Source organism: Kitasatospora sp. NPDC091276, from assembly GCF_040684355.1.
GTDB lineage: Bacteria > Actinomycetota > Actinomycetes > Streptomycetales > Streptomycetaceae > Kitasatospora.
Map to the genome: position 1 here is coordinate 241,739 of NZ_JBFBFU010000002.1, position 16,154 is coordinate 257,892.

15 protein-coding genes are annotated in these 16,154 nt (G+C 73.0%); 8 read left to right on the forward strand and 7 right to left on the reverse strand.

Annotated features, from left to right (window positions below; translation table 11 throughout):
- Positions 1 to 9: 9 nt before the first annotated feature.
- Positions 10 to 1,320: a DUF5685 family protein gene (locus AB0O19_RS03240; RefSeq protein ID WP_363617393.1), complete on the forward strand. Its 1,311-nt coding sequence runs from the start codon at positions 10 to 12 to the stop codon at positions 1,318 to 1,320.
- A gap of 190 nt (positions 1,321 to 1,510) precedes the next feature.
- Here the strand turns inward: AB0O19_RS03240 and AB0O19_RS03245 are convergent, their stop codons facing one another.
- A complete protein-coding gene (locus tag AB0O19_RS03245) occupies positions 1,511 to 1,678 on the reverse strand; it encodes a hypothetical protein (RefSeq protein WP_350879489.1) in 168 nt (55 codons plus the stop codon).
- Between the two features lie 187 nt (positions 1,679 to 1,865).
- Between AB0O19_RS03245 and AB0O19_RS03250 the strand changes: the two genes are divergently transcribed.
- Positions 1,866 to 3,071 (forward strand): alginate lyase family protein, encoded by a 1,206-nt coding sequence (locus AB0O19_RS03250; protein ID WP_363617395.1) that lies wholly within the window; start codon positions 1,866 to 1,868, stop codon positions 3,069 to 3,071.
- 154 nt (positions 3,072 to 3,225) lie between these two features.
- Here the strand turns inward: AB0O19_RS03250 and AB0O19_RS03255 are convergent, their stop codons facing one another.
- Complete coding sequence (locus tag AB0O19_RS03255; RefSeq protein ID WP_363617397.1) at positions 3,226 to 4,065, reverse strand: HAD-IIB family hydrolase; 840 nt, start codon at positions 4,063 to 4,065, stop codon at positions 3,226 to 3,228.
- A gap of 421 nt (positions 4,066 to 4,486) precedes the next feature.
- On the opposite strand from AB0O19_RS03255, the gene AB0O19_RS03260 reads away from it, so the two are divergent.
- Positions 4,487 to 5,356, forward strand: a complete 870-nt coding sequence (locus AB0O19_RS03260; protein WP_363617399.1) for a chitosanase — start codon at positions 4,487 to 4,489, stop codon at positions 5,354 to 5,356.
- 290 nt (positions 5,357 to 5,646) lie between these two features.
- Positions 5,647 to 6,915 carry an ROK family transcriptional regulator gene (locus tag AB0O19_RS03265; RefSeq protein WP_363617401.1) on the forward strand — a complete coding sequence of 423 codons (1,269 nt, stop codon included), beginning with the start codon at positions 5,647 to 5,649 and terminating at the stop codon, positions 6,913 to 6,915.
- A gap of 15 nt (positions 6,916 to 6,930) precedes the next feature.
- Here AB0O19_RS03265 and AB0O19_RS03270 read toward each other — a convergent pair whose 3' ends face one another.
- On the reverse strand, positions 6,931 to 7,500 hold the full coding sequence (locus AB0O19_RS03270; RefSeq protein WP_363586491.1) for a TetR/AcrR family transcriptional regulator: 570 nt from the start codon (positions 7,498 to 7,500) through the stop codon (positions 6,931 to 6,933).
- A gap of 101 nt (positions 7,501 to 7,601) precedes the next feature.
- Between AB0O19_RS03270 and AB0O19_RS03275 the strand changes: the two genes are divergently transcribed.
- From AB0O19_RS03275 to AB0O19_RS03285, 3 genes are all read left to right on the forward strand, one after another.
- Positions 7,602 to 8,072 (forward strand): nuclear transport factor 2 family protein, encoded by a 471-nt coding sequence (locus AB0O19_RS03275; RefSeq protein WP_363617403.1) that lies wholly within the window; start codon positions 7,602 to 7,604, stop codon positions 8,070 to 8,072.
- A gap of 140 nt (positions 8,073 to 8,212) precedes the next feature.
- Positions 8,213 to 9,289 carry a hypothetical protein gene (locus tag AB0O19_RS03280; RefSeq protein WP_363617405.1) on the forward strand — a complete coding sequence of 359 codons (1,077 nt, stop codon included), beginning with the start codon at positions 8,213 to 8,215 and terminating at the stop codon, positions 9,287 to 9,289.
- A gap of 231 nt (positions 9,290 to 9,520) precedes the next feature.
- Positions 9,521 to 10,711 carry a hypothetical protein gene (locus AB0O19_RS03285; protein ID WP_363617407.1) on the forward strand — a complete coding sequence of 397 codons (1,191 nt, stop codon included), beginning with the start codon at positions 9,521 to 9,523 and terminating at the stop codon, positions 10,709 to 10,711.
- A 133-nt stretch (positions 10,712 to 10,844) separates the two neighbouring features.
- Here the strand turns inward: AB0O19_RS03285 and AB0O19_RS03290 are convergent, their stop codons facing one another.
- The 4 genes from AB0O19_RS03290 to AB0O19_RS03305 form a co-directional block, all read right to left on the reverse strand.
- Positions 10,845 to 11,834: a phospholipase gene (locus AB0O19_RS03290; RefSeq protein WP_363617409.1), complete on the reverse strand. Its 990-nt coding sequence runs from the start codon at positions 11,832 to 11,834 to the stop codon at positions 10,845 to 10,847.
- A 134-nt stretch (positions 11,835 to 11,968) separates the two neighbouring features.
- Entirely contained in the window at positions 11,969 to 12,559 is a 591-nt protein-coding gene (locus tag AB0O19_RS03295; RefSeq protein ID WP_363617411.1) for a hypothetical protein, read from the reverse strand.
- Positions 12,560 to 12,688: 129 nt separating this feature from the next.
- Positions 12,689 to 13,573 (reverse strand): alkaline phosphatase family protein, encoded by an 885-nt coding sequence (locus AB0O19_RS03300; RefSeq protein WP_363589478.1) that lies wholly within the window; start codon positions 13,571 to 13,573, stop codon positions 12,689 to 12,691.
- Between the two features lie 66 nt (positions 13,574 to 13,639).
- Positions 13,640 to 14,632, reverse strand: coding sequence for a phospholipase D-like domain-containing protein (locus AB0O19_RS03305; protein WP_363617413.1), 993 nt, complete (start codon positions 14,630 to 14,632; stop codon positions 13,640 to 13,642).
- Positions 14,633 to 14,882: 250 nt separating this feature from the next.
- Here AB0O19_RS03305 and AB0O19_RS03310 point away from each other — a divergent pair, with 250 nt between their 5' ends.
- Positions 14,883 to 16,148, forward strand: coding sequence for a serine hydrolase domain-containing protein (locus AB0O19_RS03310; RefSeq protein WP_363617415.1), 1,266 nt, complete (start codon positions 14,883 to 14,885; stop codon positions 16,146 to 16,148).
- Positions 16,149 to 16,154 lie beyond the last annotated feature (6 nt).

A 16,154-nucleotide genomic window follows, 5' to 3' on the forward strand; every position in this document is an offset into this window, starting at 1 on the left:
GGGGGAAACGTGTTCGGCATCATCAGACCGTGCAAGCACCGGCTGTCCGAACGGCTTCAGGCGTCGTGGCTGGCGCACCTGTGCGGGCTCTGCCTCGCGCTGCGCGACGACCACGGCCAACTCGCCCGCACCGCCACCAACTACGACGGCCTGATCATCTCGGTCCTGGTCGAGGCCCAGGCCGCCCGCGAGGACGCCTCCTGGCGGCGCACCGCCGGGCCCTGCCCGCTGCGCGGCATGCGCACCGCCTCCGTCGCCCGGGGCGAGGGCGCCCGGCTCGCCGCCGCCGTCTCGCTCGCCCTCGCCTCGGTCAAGATCCGCGACCACGTCGAGGACCGTGACGGCGTGTTCGGCCGCCGCCCGGTCGCCGTCGGGGCCCGCGCGGTCACCCGGCGGTGGGACCGGCAGAGCGCCGGCAGCGCCTCGACGGTCGGCTTCGACACCGGTGTACTCCTCGAAGCCGCCTCCCGGCAGGGCGAGTTGGAGCGGTCACTGCCGCCCGGCGGCTCAGTCCTGCTGGTCACCGAGCCCACCGAGACCGCCACCTCGGCCGCGTTCGCGCACACCGCCGTCCTCGCCGGACGCCCCGGCAACGCCGCCCCGCTCGCCGAGGCCGGCCGGCTCTTCGGCCGGCTCGCCCACCTCCTCGACGCCGCCGAGGACCAGGCCGCCGACGCCGCCGGCGGCGCCTGGAACCCGCTGACCGCCACCGGCACCGGCCGCGCCGAAGCCGAACGCCTGTGCCGCGACGCCGTCCACGGCATCCGGCTCGCTCTGCGCGAGGTCGAACTGACCGACCGGGCCCTGGTGCACCTGCTGCTCGCGCACGAGACCGAGCGGGCCGTCGAGCGGGTCTTCGGCCCGGCCGCCCACGCAGCCGCCTGCCAGACCCGGAACGCCGGACCCGCCGCCGCCGGGTCCGCGCACCCGGCGACCGGCGGGCACCCGCACACCGCCGCCGGGGAGCACCCGCACGACGCGCCGCCGCGCCAGGCGCCGCCCGGGCAGGATCCCGGCCGGACCCCGCTCCCGCCGTGGGTGCCCCAGGGCCCCGGCTTCACCCCGATCGGCGCCAAGCCGCCGCGACCGCGCAACCTGCTGGCCGGGTGCGCCGTGTGGGCGCTGATGGCCTGCACCTGCCAGTTGCTCTGCTGCGAGCACGACGACCCGTTCAGCCGGGAGCGCCGGGAGGGCTGGTGCCAGCGGCACGACTGCGACTGCGCCGACTGCTGCGACCCTTGCAATTGCTGCAACGGTTGCGATGGCTGCGACGGCTGCGGCTGTTGTGATGGTTGTGACTGCTGCGACTGCAGCTGCTGACGTGCCGTACCGTCAGCCGTCCGGATTCCACCGCGCCGCCGGCGGCAGCGGCGGCATCTGCGACACCGCCACCTGATCGACCGCCACCGGCCCGGAGCGCCCCCGCGGCACCCCGGGCCGGTCAGCCGGCCCGTACGCCTCACCGCGCCGCCAGAGCGGCAGCACCACCACCGGGCGCCGCTCCGGCCCGTCAGGCATCGGACCCGGCCGCCGCCCGGCGCCTCGCCCGGTCAGCCGTCCGATCCGCCGCCAGCGAGTTCTCCAACCGCGCCAGCAACTCCCGGAACCGCTCGGTGTCCTGCTCCGTCATCCGCCCCTCGGGCGCCGCCCCCGGCCACTCGGCCGTCATCTCGTTCATGGGTCCGACGTTACGCCCCGACGATCAACAGGCGATAAATGCGGAACGCACGCCTACGGGTGCGGCGGTGAACGGAGCCGGTCCTCTTGGCGCGCACGGGGGTTGGTGGTTCACTTTCCATGTTAGGCAACTTTCCTAACATGACATCAGCGCTCGACCGCCTCCCCCGCGAGAGGAACACCTCCCCATGGGACGTAGCAGCACCAGGACACTGATCGCCGCGGCGGCACTCGCCGCCCTGCTCCCGCTCGCCTCCGCACCGGCCGGGGCCACCGCACCCGTCGCACCCGCCCCGCACAGCCCGCGGCCCGCGTTCCAGCACCCCGGCGTGCTGGTCGGCGACCAGCAACTCGGCTTCCTCAGGGACAAGCTGGCGGCCGGGGCCGAACCCTGGACGTCCGCCTTCGCCGACCTCCGGTCGAGCAAGTACGCCTCGCTGGACTGGCGGCCCCGGCCGCGCGCCACCGTCGAGTGCGGGTCCAGCTCCCACCCCGACAACGGCTGTTCGGACGAGCGCGACGACGCGATGGCCGCCTACGCCCACGCCCTCCAGTGGGTGCTCACCCGCGACCAGCGGTACGCCGACAAGGCGATCGAGATCATGGACGCCTGGTCGGCCGTGATCCAGGAGCACACCAACAGCAACGCCCCGCTGCAGACCGGCTGGTCGGGCAACAACTGGTCCCGGGCCGCCGAGTTGATCCGCCACTCCGGGGCGGGCTGGCCGGCCGCCTCGATCGACCGCTTCGCCGCCATGCTGCGCACCGTCTACGTGCCGCTGCTGTCGCCCGGCAGCCCGCGCAAGAACGGCAACTGGGAGCTGATCGAGACCGACGCCCTGATGGGCATCGCGGTCTTCCTCGACGACCGCGGCCTGTTCGACCAGGCCGCCGGCATGTGGCGTAAGCGCCTGCCCGCCTACGTCTACCTGTCCTCCGACGGCGATCTGCCGGTGCCGCCGCCCAAGGCCGGGATCGAGGGCGAGGCCGCGCTGGTGAAGTACTGGTCCGGCCAGTCGACCTTCGTGGACGGGCTCTCGCAGGAGACCTGCCGCGACTTCGGGCACACCGGCTGGGGCCTGGAGGCCGCCGCCCAGACCGCCGAGACCGCCCGGCTCCAGGGCCTCGACCTGTGGGGCGAGGGGCGTGAACGGCTGGTCAAGGCCCTGGAGTTCCACACCGCCTACGACAACGGCGCGAACGTGCCGGACTGGCTCTGCGACGGTTCGGCGAAGACCGGCCTCGGCCCGGCCGTCCAGCTCGCGTACAACGAGTACCACCTGCGCGAGGGCGTGGCGATGCCGCAGACCGAGCAGTACGTGGCCGCGCACAGCCCGTTCGGGGCCAACTACTTCATCGGCTGGGAGACCCTGACCCACACCAGCGCGCCCTGACGGCGCGGGCGGCACGCGGCGGTTCCGGGAGTGCACCCGCCCGGAGCCGCCGTCGCGGCTGCTCCCTTCCCGGGAGCGTCCGTTCCGGGAACGGGCCTTCCGGTAACAGGTGGTCCCGGAACGGGCGTTCCCGGGAACGCCCGTTCCGCGCGACTCACCCCTCGGGGAACAGGCCCTCCAGGACGACGGCCACCCCGTCCTCGTCGTTGCTGCCGATGACGTGGTCCACCGCGGCCAGCACCTCCGGGTGGGCGTTGGCGACGCCGTACGAGGTGCCCGCCCAGGCCATCATCGGCAGGTCGTTGGGCATGTCGCCGAACGCGACCGCCTGCTCGCGGGTGATCCCGCGCCGCCTCGCCAGGTCGCCGAGCGCGGCGGCCTTGCTGACGCCCTGCGCGACGGCCTCGACCAGCCGCTCGCCGTTCGCGTGGTAGACCGTCACCAGCTCGCCGAGCACCGGGCGGGCCAGCGCCAGCAGCTCGTCCGCGGACAGCTCCGGGTGACGGCCGATCAGCTTGGGCGCCGGTCGGCCGAACAACCGTGTGTCGTCGAGGCGTTGCACCGCGGTGTCGGCGTCCCAGGCGCCCGCCTCGTAGTGCGCGTCCCCGGCCAGCTCCTGGGCGTACTCGACGGCCAGCCCGATCCCCGGCACGGCCTCGCGCAGCCGCCGGGCGCTCTCGCCGAGCACGTCGACCGGGATCGGGTTCTCGGCGATCACCGTGCGGGTGCGCATGTCGTAGCCGAAGGCGCCGTTGGAGCAGATCGCCACGCCCCGGTGGCCGAAGGCGGCCGCGATCTCGCCCATCAGGCGCGGCGGGCGGCCGGTGACCAGGACGACGAGCCCGCCGGCCCGTTCGACCCGGGCGAGGGCGGCGACGGTACGGGCCGAGACGGTGCGGTCGCCGCGCACGATCGTCCCGTCGAGGTCGGTGGCCACCAGGCGCGGCGGCCGTATCGGGGTGACGGTGGGTGGGGTGGCGCTCGGGAGGCTCATGGGTCGGTGCTCCGTGCTGGTCGGGGTTTCGGTGGGGCGGCCGGGCGCGGGGACGTGTCCAGTACGCGCGCGCACGGCGCAGGCGGTGCGCACGCGGCGGGCACGCGGTGTGTGCGTGCGCGCGGGGCACCCGGGTCGGCGGTGCAGGGAGCTCGCGGGCCGGGCCCGGCGGTGGCCGGGCAGTCGGTCGCCAGACGCTCGGACGGTATCACCGGGGTGGCCCGATCGGCGACGGCCGAGCACCGCCTCCGAGGCCGAAGTAATTTTATTAGGAAACTTTCCTTACCTTATGGACCGCCACCGACCGCAGACCGTACTCTGCTGCCGCGAGCTCGCGCTCTTGCCCCCACAGCGCCCGGTCGACCGGCGCGCCACCCCCCACTGCCTCCGGCGGCACCGCCCCGGAGATCGGAGCACACCCATGCGAGTTTCCCGAACCCGACGCCTCGCCGCCGCCACCGCGGCAGCCGCCCTGGTCGCCGGTGCGGCCTGGGCCGCCACCTCCGCCTCGGCGTCCGCCGCCCCCGCCCGGGCGACCGCCGCGGCCGTGCAGCGGGCGTCCGCAGGCGGCCTGACCCCCGATCAGCACCGTCGGGCCGACCAGCTGATCAGCATCTTCGAGAACAGCACCACCGAACTCCAGTACGGCTACGCCGAGAACATCAACGACGGCCGCGGCGTCACCGCCGGCCGCGCCGGCTTCACCACCAACGACGGCGACGCGCTCAAGGTCGTCCGCGCCTACACCGCCGTCTCCCCCGACAACCCGCTCGCCCGCTTCATCCCCGAGCTGGAGCGCCTGGCCGCCGCCGGCAGCGGCGACACCAGCGGCCTGCCCGAGAGCGACTACGTCGCCGCCTGGAAGCAGGCCGCCCAGGACGCCACCTTCCGGCAGGTCCAGGACGACCAGGTCGACCAGCGCTACTTCACCCCCGCCATGAACCAGGCCGACCAGCTCGGCCTCACCACCGCCCTCGCCCGCGCCGAGCTGTACGACGCCTCCATCCAGCACGGCAACGGCAGCGAGTACGACGCCCTGCCCGCCCTCATCAGCCGCACCAACGCCAAGGTCGGCTCGCCGTCCGGCGCCGGCGAGAGCACCTGGCTGAACGCCTTCTTCGACGTCCGCGTCGACGACCTCACCAACCCCGCCAACTCCTCCACCGCCGCCGAATGGAGCAAGTCCGTCGACCGGGTCGAGTGCCTGCGCCGGATCGCCGCCACCGGCAACTACAACCTGGACGGCCCGCTCAGCGTCACCGCCTTCGGCTCCGGCTACACCATCAGCTGACCCACCCGCACCCGTCGAGCCCGGGGTCCGGTGTGTGGGACCGGACCCCGGCCCGGCGAAGCCCGCCCCCGGACTCCCCGGCCCCGGCGGAGCGCGGCCGCGCCGGGCGATCCGACCGCCGGTGGCGGCAGGGAGCCGGGACTCCCCGCCGCCACCGGCGGTCCGCGCTTCCACTCCTCCACTCCGCCGATCCGCTCACTGCCCGTCCTCTCACCGCCCGTCCTCTCACTGCCCGTCCTCTCACTGCCCGTCCTCGTTCGTCGGCTGACGGGTGCCCTACGATCGACCGAATGAGCACAGCAGGACGGACTACGGCCACGGACGGGGCGCCGCAGCCCGTCACCCTCGCTCCACTGTCAGGGCCTGGACAACAGCCGTGGAACCGGCAGCGGCTCCGGAGCAACAACGAGTGGCTCCTGCTGGAGCGGCTGCGCCGGCACGGCCCGCTCTCCCGGGCCCAACTCGCCCGCGACACCGGGCTGTCCAAGCCCACCGTCTCCACCGCGCTGGCCACCCTCGAACTCGCCGGACTCGCCCGCGAGGCCGGCCGGTTCGCCCCCGAGCGCGGCCGCACCGCCGTCCTGTACGAGACCGACCCGGCCGCCGGGCACGTCCTCGGGCTCGACATCGGCCGGGCCCGGCTGCGGGTCGCCGTCGCCGACCTGTCCGGGTGCGTCGTCGCCCGCCGCGACCTGCCCAACCGCGGCCGCTCGGCCAACGCCGTCGCCGACGCCGTCGTCGCGGCCGCCCGCGAGGCCATCGCCGAGGCGGGCCTGCCCGGCACCGCCGTGGCCCACACCGTGGCCGGCACGCCCGGGGTCTGGGACGAGCGCAGACGCAGCGTCAGACTCGCCGCCAGCCTGCCCGGCTGGGGCCGCCCCGGCCTGTTCGACCGAATAGCCGACGGCCTGGGCACCACCGTCACCGTCGCCAACGACGCCAACCTCGCCGCCGTCGGCGAGTACACCTACGGCGCGGGCGCGGGCAGCCGGCTCTTCGTCTACCTGCTGGTCGGCACCGGACTCGGCCTGGGCGTGGTCAAGGACGGCGAACTGCTGACGGGGGCGCACGGCGCGGCCGGCGAACTCGGGCTGCTGCGCCTGCCGGGCTGCACCTCCACCACCAGCACCGGCACCGGCACCGGCACCGGCACCACCCTGGAGGAGACCGTCTCCGCCGACGCCGTGGTGCGCGCCGCCCTCGACCTCGGGATGCGGCGGCCGCTCACCGCCGAGAAGGTGTTCACCCGGGCCCGGCTCGGCGAGCCCGCCGCGGTCGAGGCCGTCCGGCAGGAAGTGGACCGCCTGGGCTACGTCCTCGCCGTCGTCGCCGCGCTGCTCGACCCGGACGTGGTCGTCCTCGGCGGCGGCATCGGGCGCAGCGCCGACCTGCTGCTGCGCCCGATGGAGCAGGCCCTGTACGAGCGCTCCCCGCTGCGGCCCCGGTTGGAGCCGAGCCGGCTCGGCCAGGACGCCGTCCTGCTGGGCGCCGTCGCCACCGCCCTGGAGGCGGCCCGCCCCGAGGTCTTCGAGCGGCGCACGGCCCCCGTCCCGGGCTGACGGCCCCCCGGTCCGTCAGGTGCGGGCGGACAGGGCGGCGTCCAGCAGTACGCGGGCGGCCGCCTTGGCGTCGGCGGCGGCGCTCGGGTCGCCGTGCACGGCGGCGGTGGTCATCGCCCCCTCGGCGAGCAGCGCCAGCTGGGCGGCGGTGGCGGGCGGGGCGCCGGCGGCCTCGGCCAGGCAGACGAGGTAGGCGTTGAACTCCTCCTTGTGCTGCCGGGCGGTCGCCGCGACCGCCGGTGAGACGGCGCCCAGCTCGCCGAAGGAGTTGACGAACGCGCAGCCCCGGAAGCCGGGTTCGGCGAACCAGCGACCGAGCCAGTCGAAGACGGCGAGCAACTGGTCGCGCGGCGGCGTGGCGGCGCCGGCCACGTAGGCGGCGAGGTTCGCCCGCCAGCGCCCGTCCCGGCGCCGCAGGTACGCCTCGACCAGGTCGTCCTTGGACGGGAACTGCTGGTAGAGCCGGCGCATCGTCAGGCCGGAGGCCGCCCGGACGGCGTCCATGCCGACCGCCTGGATGCCCTGCCCGTAGAACAGCTCCTCGGCCGCGTCGAGGATCAGGCCCCGCGGGTCGTGCTGGTCCATCTGCCGTGCCCTTTGCGTGAGAACGATGGTTCTCCTAGGGTAGTCGCTGCGGCGAGAACGACCGTTCTCGCCGTCGGCTCCGCCGCACCCGAGGAGACCCCGTGACCGAACAGCGCCCTCCCCTGCCCCCGTTCACCCCGGAGACCGCCCGACGGAAGGTCCGCGCCGCCGAGGACGCCTGGAACACCCGCGACCCCCACCGCGTCGCCCTCGCCTACACGCCCGACAGCCGGTGGCGCAACCGCACCGAGTTCCTCACCGGACGCGAGCAGATCGCCGACTTCCTCACCCGCAAGTGGCACCGCGAACTCGACTACCGCCTCGTCAAGGAGCTGTGGGCGCACGACGGCGACCGCATCGCCGTCCGCTTCGCCTACGAGTGGCACGACGACTCCGGCCAGTGGTACCGCTCCTACGGCAACGAGAACTGGGAGTTCGACCGCGACGGCCTGATGGCACACCGCCACGCCGCCATCAACGACCTGCCGATCACCGCCGCCGAACGCCTCTTCCACTGGCCGCTCGGCCGGCGCCCCGACGACCACCCCGGCCTCACCGCCCTCGGACTCTGACCCGGCATCAGGCTCCGCTCCCGGCAGGGCGGCCGGGGCGGCTGTTGTTCCACGACCGTGACACGGCTCGCACCGGTCGTGGAACTCCCCCTGGGATGCTCCTCCTCGAACGCGAACAGCACCCGAGGGGGGACCTGGAAATGTCCGTGCGCAACAGATTCGGCACCACCGCCGCGCTCGCCCTGATGGCCACCGTCGGCGCCGTCCTGCTCTCCGCCTGCGGCCCCGACAACGCCGGCTCGGACCCGACCGCCGCCACCGGCAGCGCGGCGCCCGGCGCCACCGGTCCGGGGACCCCGGCCCCGGGCCGCTCCGCCCACCCGAGCACCCCCACGCCGAGCACCCCCACGCCGGGTGCCCCCACGCCGGGTGCCAAGGAGGTCAACGGCACCAGCGCCGCCAACCACCTGACCATCAGCACCGGCACCCGGGCCGTCGCGATGAACGGCACCACCGTCGACTTCGGCACCGTCGTCCGCGACCTCGCCTGGTCCCCCGACGGCAAACGAGCGGCCTTCATCGACGGGAACGGCGACCTCGTCGTCGCCGACCCCGACGGCGGCGCGAAGGTCACCCTCGCCACGGCCCCCGGCGGCGAGACCTGGTCCCATCCCACCTGGCAGCACGCCGCGCAGGGCCCCAGCGACCTCCCCGAATCCGCCGAACGCTTCGACACCATCGTCTTCGCCGCCGCCGAGGGCGGTGTCCTGCGCCTGGAGAAGATCCCCACCAAGGCCGTCGGCGGCACCCCCGAGGTGCTCACCCCGCACACCTCCCTGGACGGCAGCGCGAACATGCCGCAGCCGCCGCAGACCGGCAACACCTGGGCCGACGCCGGCGGCCGGCACGGCGAGATCGTCTACGCCAACACCCCCGCCGACGAGGTCTACCTCTACGACGACTACATCCGCCCCGCCACCCGCGACCTGGGCCAGGGCTCCCAACCCGCCCTCTCCCCCGACGGCGAGCACGTCGTCTTCGTCCGCTCCGTCGACGGGCACGACCACCTGTTCGCCCGCTCCAGCCGGATCGACCAGAAGGACGAGAAGGACCTCACCCCCGCCGCCACCGCCGACTACACCGAACCCGCGTGGTCCCCCGACGGCCGGACCATCGCGGCCCGCACCCCCGACGGCGTCAGCACCCTCCCCGCCGACGGCTCCGCCGCCCCGGCCCAGGTCTCCACCGTCAAGGGCCTCCCCGCCTACCGGCCGTGAGCCCCCGGATCGGGCAGCGTGATCGACGGACGCGGCCCGTTGAACCCGGGCGGCCCGATCATCCGTCCTTCACAAGGGGCTTGAGAAATCGCCCGCACGGGTTCGGGCCGGCGCACCGCGGGCGTCAGGCCTACGCAAGGGATGCGTATGGATCGAGACAAAGTGGCACTGATCGGCTGACCGGAATGCCATATTTTGTCCCGCCCATCACAGAACTCGCAAGGAGAGCACGTGCGTTCGACGAAGAAGCTGTCGGCCCTGGCCGCAGGCATGAGTGCCGTGGCCGTCCTGGGTCTGGCGGGGCCCGCGATGGCCGACGGCTCGTACGACCCGGCCCAGGAGAACTGCAACGCCGCCAACACGGTGACTCCCGGCTCGACCAGCCTGGTGTGGTGCATCGAGGCGGCGCAGCACACCTCGGAGGTCAAGAACCAGGCCCGCGGCGAGTTCGTCCAGGGCACGCTCGACATGCTGATCAAGGCGACCGGCGGCAGCTACAACATCATGGTCTTCAACATCAAGGGCGACAACGCCTTCGGAGACCCCTGGTACGTCCACAACTACGAGCAGAGCTTCCAGAACGTCGCCTTCACGTACGACGTCGACTACCACGACAAGACCTCGCGCGAGGACCAGACCTACCGGATCTGGGTCTTCTCCGGCGGCGGCAGCTTCGCCAACGGCTTCGACGGCGGCTGGGGCAACTGGGGGTTCTACGGGCTCTTCAACCGGACCACCCGCGAGCACACCTGGACGTACCCGAGGGGCACGGGCAGCGCCGGCCAGCGCTACAACCACACCGACGGCGTCGTGAACTTCTCCCCGATGGCGTTCCCCGGCGTGCCGAGGGACCCGGGCACTCCCGCGCCGGGCGGGCTGCCGGCCACCCAGATCGTCCCCGCGATGCCGCAGGACCCCGGCACGCCGTACGACCCCGGGGTGCCCGCCACGCCGGCCAGGCCTCCGCACACCGGCAAGCCCGGTGAGCCGGCCGAGCCCGGCACCAAGCCCGGCACCGGCACCGGCTCCGGCCGGCCCGCGCTCAACACACCCGTGCACCTGCGGACCGTCAACAACCTCGGCGCCGTCGCCACCGGCTCCGGCGAGGGCGCCTCGGTGATCGCCGGGAAGCCGGGCGACGCGGGCGGCACCTGGACGTTCCGCGACGCGGGCGGCGGTCGCTACCGGATCACCAACGCGCTCGGGCGGGACCTCACCGAGAACACCGGCACCTACTTCGCCAACACCAAGGGGTGGAAGGGCTCTTCGGAGCAGAAGTGGGAGGTGAAGAACGTCTCGGGCGACCGGTACGTGATCCGGATCAGCGACCAGGACTGCCTGACCTACCACGAGGACGACAAGGAGCTCGGGGTGTGGACCTGCGACGGCTCCGCCGAGCAGCAGTGGACCATCACCCGCTAGCCATGGCGCCGTCCCGCCCGCCGCACGGGCGGCGGGCGGGCGGCGGGCGGGACGGCGAATGCCTTCGGCCGGGCAGGGCCCAGCGGAACCGGCCCAGCGGACGGGCCCCACGGAACAGGCCTGGCGGAAAGGCCTAGCGGAACAGGCGGTCGCCGCTGTTGGCCATGCGGTGGGTGCCGCTGTGGCGGTTCACCCAGTCACGGACGAGGTTGATGGCATTGGCGCACTGCCAGCTGTTGTCGTACTCGCGCACGCCGGTGAAGGCGCCGTAGCCCGCGATGATGCCGTCCACACCCGCATCGCCGAGCAACTTGTCGACGTACCACGGGTCGTTGTAGGTGGTCGTCCAGGACAGCGTGGCCGCGAGCCGCCCGGCGGCGCGGTCCCCGGCCCCCTTCTTCAGCTCCGCACACGTGTTGTAGGTGGCCTCCGTGCAGTTGCCGAAGCCCTTGGTGATGTCGGAGTCGCCGTAGTCCATCGCCCGGTGACCGGCCGGGAATCCGGAACCGGACCGGTTGAAGGCGCCCTGGACCTGGTCGCGGGTGCCGGTGGACGTGATGCCCTCCAGCGGGCCGAGCCTGCCTTCCAGGCTCTGCCAGCCCCTGCCGCCGACGTCCGGGGTGTTGCCGCCGTGGTACTCGAAGAAGCCGTAGAGGACCTGGATCCCGGCGGCCGTCAGCCGCTGCGCCTTGTCGCGCAGTCCGGCGACGCTGCACGTGCGGTTGGGCTGCTCCCCGCAGTAGTTCGGGTCCTTGATGTCCAGCCAGACCAGCGACAGCCGGCGTCCGGCGTTGGCGTTGGAGAGGATGCGGTCGATCATGCTGTCGAAGCTGGGGCCCAGGCGGTTCTCACCGGCCGAGGAACAGTCGTGGTAGGCGCGCCATTCGTTCGGGTTCCACCAGGCGCAGACGTCGATCTCGATGGCGTTGGCGCCGTGGCCGAGCGCGGCGTCCACCCCGTCCAGGGTGTCGACCCGGTGCGCGATGGCGTAGATCGCGTGACGCGAATCGGCCGCCGCCGCAGGGGTCGTACCGAGCGCGGTGAGGCCGACGATCCCGCACAGTGCCGCCAGCAGCGCCAGCGCCTTCCGCGCGCCGGTGCCGTGCCTGAGGTGAGTGGTCAAGAAACGTACTCCTCGATGTCGGCGCCCTGAAGCCGTCGCTGATGGACGGCCGCCCCCGATCCAGGACTGGTCATGTCCGCCTCAGTCTGACACTGGTTCGTGGCCGGTACGGGGCGAACCGCGCAAATCCTCCGCTAAAGTCCGTCGCGCGAGGCCAACTCGGCCCGGAGCGCGGACACATGCTCGTCGGCGGACTCGTGCGGCAGGAACTCGACCGGGTCCAGGAAGCGGAACAGCACCCGGCTCTCGGTGACGGCGAACTCGTAGTCGCCGAACCCGACCACCGCCCCCGTGCCGCCCCGCACCGCCCCGCGGACGGCGGTCTCCGTCAGCTCGTCCACTCCGCCGGGCGCCGTCGCCCGGCGCCGGGCGTTCGGCCGGGCCAGGTACGGGCACACCATCGCCGCGTAGAGCATGCAGGCCCGGTGACCGGGCCCCTCCATCGTCGGCGCGAGGTTGCGGTACGGCCGCCCCTCGGCGAGCGCGGCGGCGATCGCCGCGCTCTCCGCCGCTCCGACCACGCGCCACACGGGGCCCCGGGCCATGAACCCCCCGCACACCGAACAGAGGCGCTCCAGCGCGCAGTTCGCGCTGCGCTCGTGGTCGGTCAACGCGAACTGCGGCTCGCCGCCCCGCCACGGCGTGACCGCCGGCACCGGATAGCCCCGGACGTCCCGGGGCCGCTCCCCCACCCGCTCCGGCATCGGCACCGCATCGAATCGCACGCTCCCATCCTCGCCGCCCCCCGCGCCGCTGTCGACCTCCGACGCGGCGGCCGCCCCGCGCGGCGGGCGCGGGGCGGCCGGTGGTCCGGGTGCGGCTCCTGGTGGATCGTCCGAGCGGCGGGCCAGGACCTAGTTCCAGATGCCGGTGATGTCACCGGCGTTGGCCGCGTTGCCCGCGTGGGTGGTGGCGCCGGCGAGGTCCTCCAGGGTCCGCAGCACGTTGTAGTGGTTGTAGGTCGCGGCGGAGGTGCTGCCGGGGGTCACGTGGGCGCCGTAGAAGACGGTCGGGATGCGGTTGCCCGCGAGCCGGTTGTCCTCGTCGAAGGTGACCACGAGCAGGCTGTTGTGACTCTTGGCCCAGGTGGCGTAGGCGCCGAGGTTGTTCTTGATCCAGGTGTCGCCGGTGCCGACCGAGCAGTCGTGCATGTCGCTGCAGAGGTTCGGCACGACGAAGGAGACGTTCGGCAGGGTGGTGTAGTCGGTCGGGAACTGGGCGAAGGTCCTGGCCGAGTTCAGCGGGACGTTGCCGAAGCCGAACCAGGGGTTGTGCTTCTGCGCGTACTTGCCGCTGCTGCACGCGGTGCTGCCCTGGGCGGGCAGGGTCTCGTTGTAACTGGCCCAGGTCCTGCCGGCGGCGGTGACCTCGGAGGCCAGGTTGGGGCCCTGGAGGGCACCGACGGAGACGCAGCTGTCGTCGGTGACACCCTGGGTGGAGCCGGAGAACAGGGCGTAGTAGTTCGGCTGGCTGGGGTGGGTGATGCCGAACGACTGGGTGAGGTTGGCGCCGCCGGTGGCCAGGGAGTTGAGGTAGGGGGCGCTGCTGCTGCCGACGACCTGGTTGTAGGCGTGGTTCTCCATCACCACGACGACGATGTGGTCGGGCGCGGGCAGGGCGGCGGCCTGCGCGGTGGAGGCGGTGGCGGCCCAGAGGCCGGCGGAGGCCGCGACCAGGGCTGCCACCGAGCCGAGGGCGGTGGCGGTGCGACGGGAGCCGGGCTTGGTGGACGAAGTCATGACAATTCCTCGGGTAGGGAGCGGCCCGGGCGCGGACGCTCGATCAGGCCCGCGCGACGAACCGTTCTAGTACGGCGTGCCGTTGGCGAAGTCGCGGGCGACGGTGGACTCGACGGTGGTCAGCACGCCGGGGTCGGTGGTGATCAGGCCCAGCTCGCGGTTGTTGTTCAGCGAGTTGTCGGAGAAGTTCTCCGAACCGGCGAACACCTTGGCCGAGGGCGTGCCGTAGTCGGCGACGATCGCCTTGGCGTGGATGTACAGGCCCGTGGTCGAGGAGTAGGTGACCACCTGGCCGCCGGCCGTGACCACCTGGTCGAAGTAGCTGCTGTAGGACGAGGGGTTCATGCCCACCACCCGCACGGTGACTCCCCGGCCGGCGGCCGCGGCGACCGCGTCCACCAGGGCCTGGTCGCCGAACTCCAGCTGCTCCAGGTCCAGCGTGTGCTGCGCGCCGTTGATCAGGTCCAGCAGGCGGGCCTGCGAGTCGGTGGGCGACCAGACCAGGTTGTCGCCGTCGGAGGGGGTGATCGAGGTCTGGGCGTAGTCGGCGGCGAAGACCTGCTCGATCGCGGCGACGTCGTTGGCGTCGGTGTCGACGACGCCGTAGTCGCGGCTGCTGGAGTAGTAGGTGGAGTCCAGGTTCCCGGTCAGGATCAGGGACTTGGCGCCGTCCACGGTGACGGTCTTCTGGTGGGTGTAGACGAACGCGGAGGAGGAGTACGTCACCCCGACGCCGGCGGCCCGCAGGGCCGAGTAGGCGGCGCCGTTGACCGAGGTGTGCCGGCCGTCGAGGATCACCCGGACGGTGAGGCCGGCCCGCTGGCGGCCGATCAGGGCGTTGACGGCGGTGGTGTCGCGCAGCTCGTACATGGTCACGTCGACCGAGCGGGTGGCCGAGTTGATGAGGTCGTAGACGACGCCGTGGTCCCGGTCCGGGAACACGATCGGCGTGTACGTGGCGGCGGTGGTGGCGGCCTGGGCGGTGCCGGACAGCGGTATCAGGCCGGCGGCGGCGAGCAGCAGCGCGCCGGCCCGGCGCGCGGAGGTGGCCAGGGGCATGCGGAACTCCACGATCGATGAGGGGGAAGGCCTGGGCGAAGGTGCGGGAGCACGCGCGAGGCGCCCGAACAGCATCGGGTGGATCGGTCGACGCGGGTAGACGACAGCAGGTAAAACCTTGACCCCGGGTCGGGAAACGGATGGTGCGGCCGATCGGGTTCACTTTGCCAGCCGCACGCCCCTCCGGTGATAGTGGATCTTCGAGGACGTGGCCGGACGCCGCGTCAGCCGAGTGAGAGAACAGAGGATCATGGCGAAGATCAGCCTTCTGCGTCCGCTCGCGGTGGCGGCCGCGGGTGTCGTCCTGCTGGCGACCGGAGCCGCGCACGCCGTGGCCGCCGACCAGGGCACCACCGGCGCGCCCACCCCGGACACGGCCGCGGTGCGCGCCGCCCTCCAGGCGACCACCGACGCGGGCGCCCCGGGCGCCTTCGCGGTGATCCGCGACCACGGCGACGCCGAGTCCACCCGGTCGCTGGCCGTCGGCAAGGCCGATCTGGACGGCACCCCGATGAACTCCTCGTGGAGGTTCCGGGTCGGCAGCAACAGCAAGATGTTCAACGCCGTTCTCGTGATGCAGCTGGCGGAGCAGGGCCTGATCGACCTCGACAAGCCGCTGCGCGACTACCTGCCGGCCGGCACCCTGCCGGACACCTGGACCATGACGGGCCGCCAGGTCATGGAGCACCGCGCCGGGATCTACGACCACACCAACGACCTGCTGGAGCAGGTCGGCGAGGAGACCACCAGCGCCTTCGAGGCGCGCATCCGCACCAACGTGTACGCGCCGCGCGACCTGGTGGCGATGTCCGTCAAGCACGGCCAGCAGTACACGCCCGGGAGCCGGTACTCCTACTCCAACACCGACTTCGTCCTGATGGGCCTCGCGGTCGAGCACCTCACCGGCCGCCCCTACGAGGACGTCCTGCGCGAGCGGATCATCGAGCCGCTGGGCCTGAACAAGACCTCCTTCGTCGTGCCCGACCAGGACATCCAGGGCGCGCACGTCACCGGTTACCTCACCAACGACGACCGCACCAAGCCGCTGCTGGACTCCACCGCGCAGACCGGTTCCTGGGTGTGGACGGCCGGCGCGGTCATCTCCGACGCCGCGGACCTCGACCACTTCCTCACCGCGCTGATGGCGGGCAGCTCCGGCGGGCTGGTCTCGGACGACTCGCTGAAGCAGATGACGGCCGCCCTGGCCACCCCCACCGCCAAGATCAGCTACGGCCTCGGGCTGCGCCGCATCTCGCTGTCCTGCGGTGACGTGTACGGCCACGGCGGCATCGTCCAGGGCTTCCAGACCCAGTCGTTCGCCACCCCGGACGGCAAGCGCTCCGTCGTCGTGTTCGCCAACGCCTCCAACAACGGCTCCGTGACGCAGGGCCTGATGAACGCGCTGGAGCCGGCCTTCTGCGGCAAGAAGCCGACCGTCGCGCCGCGGACCTCGTTCGCCCCGAGCGCCTTCGCCGAGAACCACACGCTGCCGGTGGTCGAGGACACCCGGATCTGACCGTCC

Bases quoted from the DNA above. Each gene is read 5' to 3' on its own strand.
- AB0O19_RS03270 (WP_363586491.1), bottom strand. From the start codon at position 7,500: ATGGACCAGCACGACCCGCGGGGCCTGATCCTCGACGCGGCCGAGGAG.
- AB0O19_RS03310 (WP_363617415.1), top strand. From the start codon at position 14,883: ATGGCGAAGATCAGCCTTCTGCGTCCGCTCGCGGTGGCGGCCGCGGGT.
- AB0O19_RS03245 (WP_350879489.1), bottom strand. From the start codon at position 1,678: ATGAACGAGATGACGGCCGAGTGGCCGGGGGCGGCGCCCGAGGGGCGG.
- AB0O19_RS03260 (WP_363617399.1), top strand. From the start codon at position 4,487: ATGCGAGTTTCCCGAACCCGACGCCTCGCCGCCGCCACCGCGGCAGCC.
- AB0O19_RS03300 (WP_363589478.1), bottom strand. From the start codon at position 13,573: ATGACTTCGTCCACCAAGCCCGGCTCCCGTCGCACCGCCACCGCCCTC.
- AB0O19_RS03250 (WP_363617395.1), top strand. From the start codon at position 1,866: ATGGGACGTAGCAGCACCAGGACACTGATCGCCGCGGCGGCACTCGCC.
- AB0O19_RS03265 (WP_363617401.1), top strand. From the start codon at position 5,647: ATGAGCACAGCAGGACGGACTACGGCCACGGACGGGGCGCCGCAGCCC.
- AB0O19_RS03255 (WP_363617397.1), bottom strand. From the start codon at position 4,065: ATGAGCCTCCCGAGCGCCACCCCACCCACCGTCACCCCGATACGGCCG.
- AB0O19_RS03280 (WP_363617405.1), top strand. From the start codon at position 8,213: ATGTCCGTGCGCAACAGATTCGGCACCACCGCCGCGCTCGCCCTGATG.
- AB0O19_RS03305 (WP_363617413.1), bottom strand. From the start codon at position 14,632: ATGCCCCTGGCCACCTCCGCGCGCCGGGCCGGCGCGCTGCTGCTCGCC.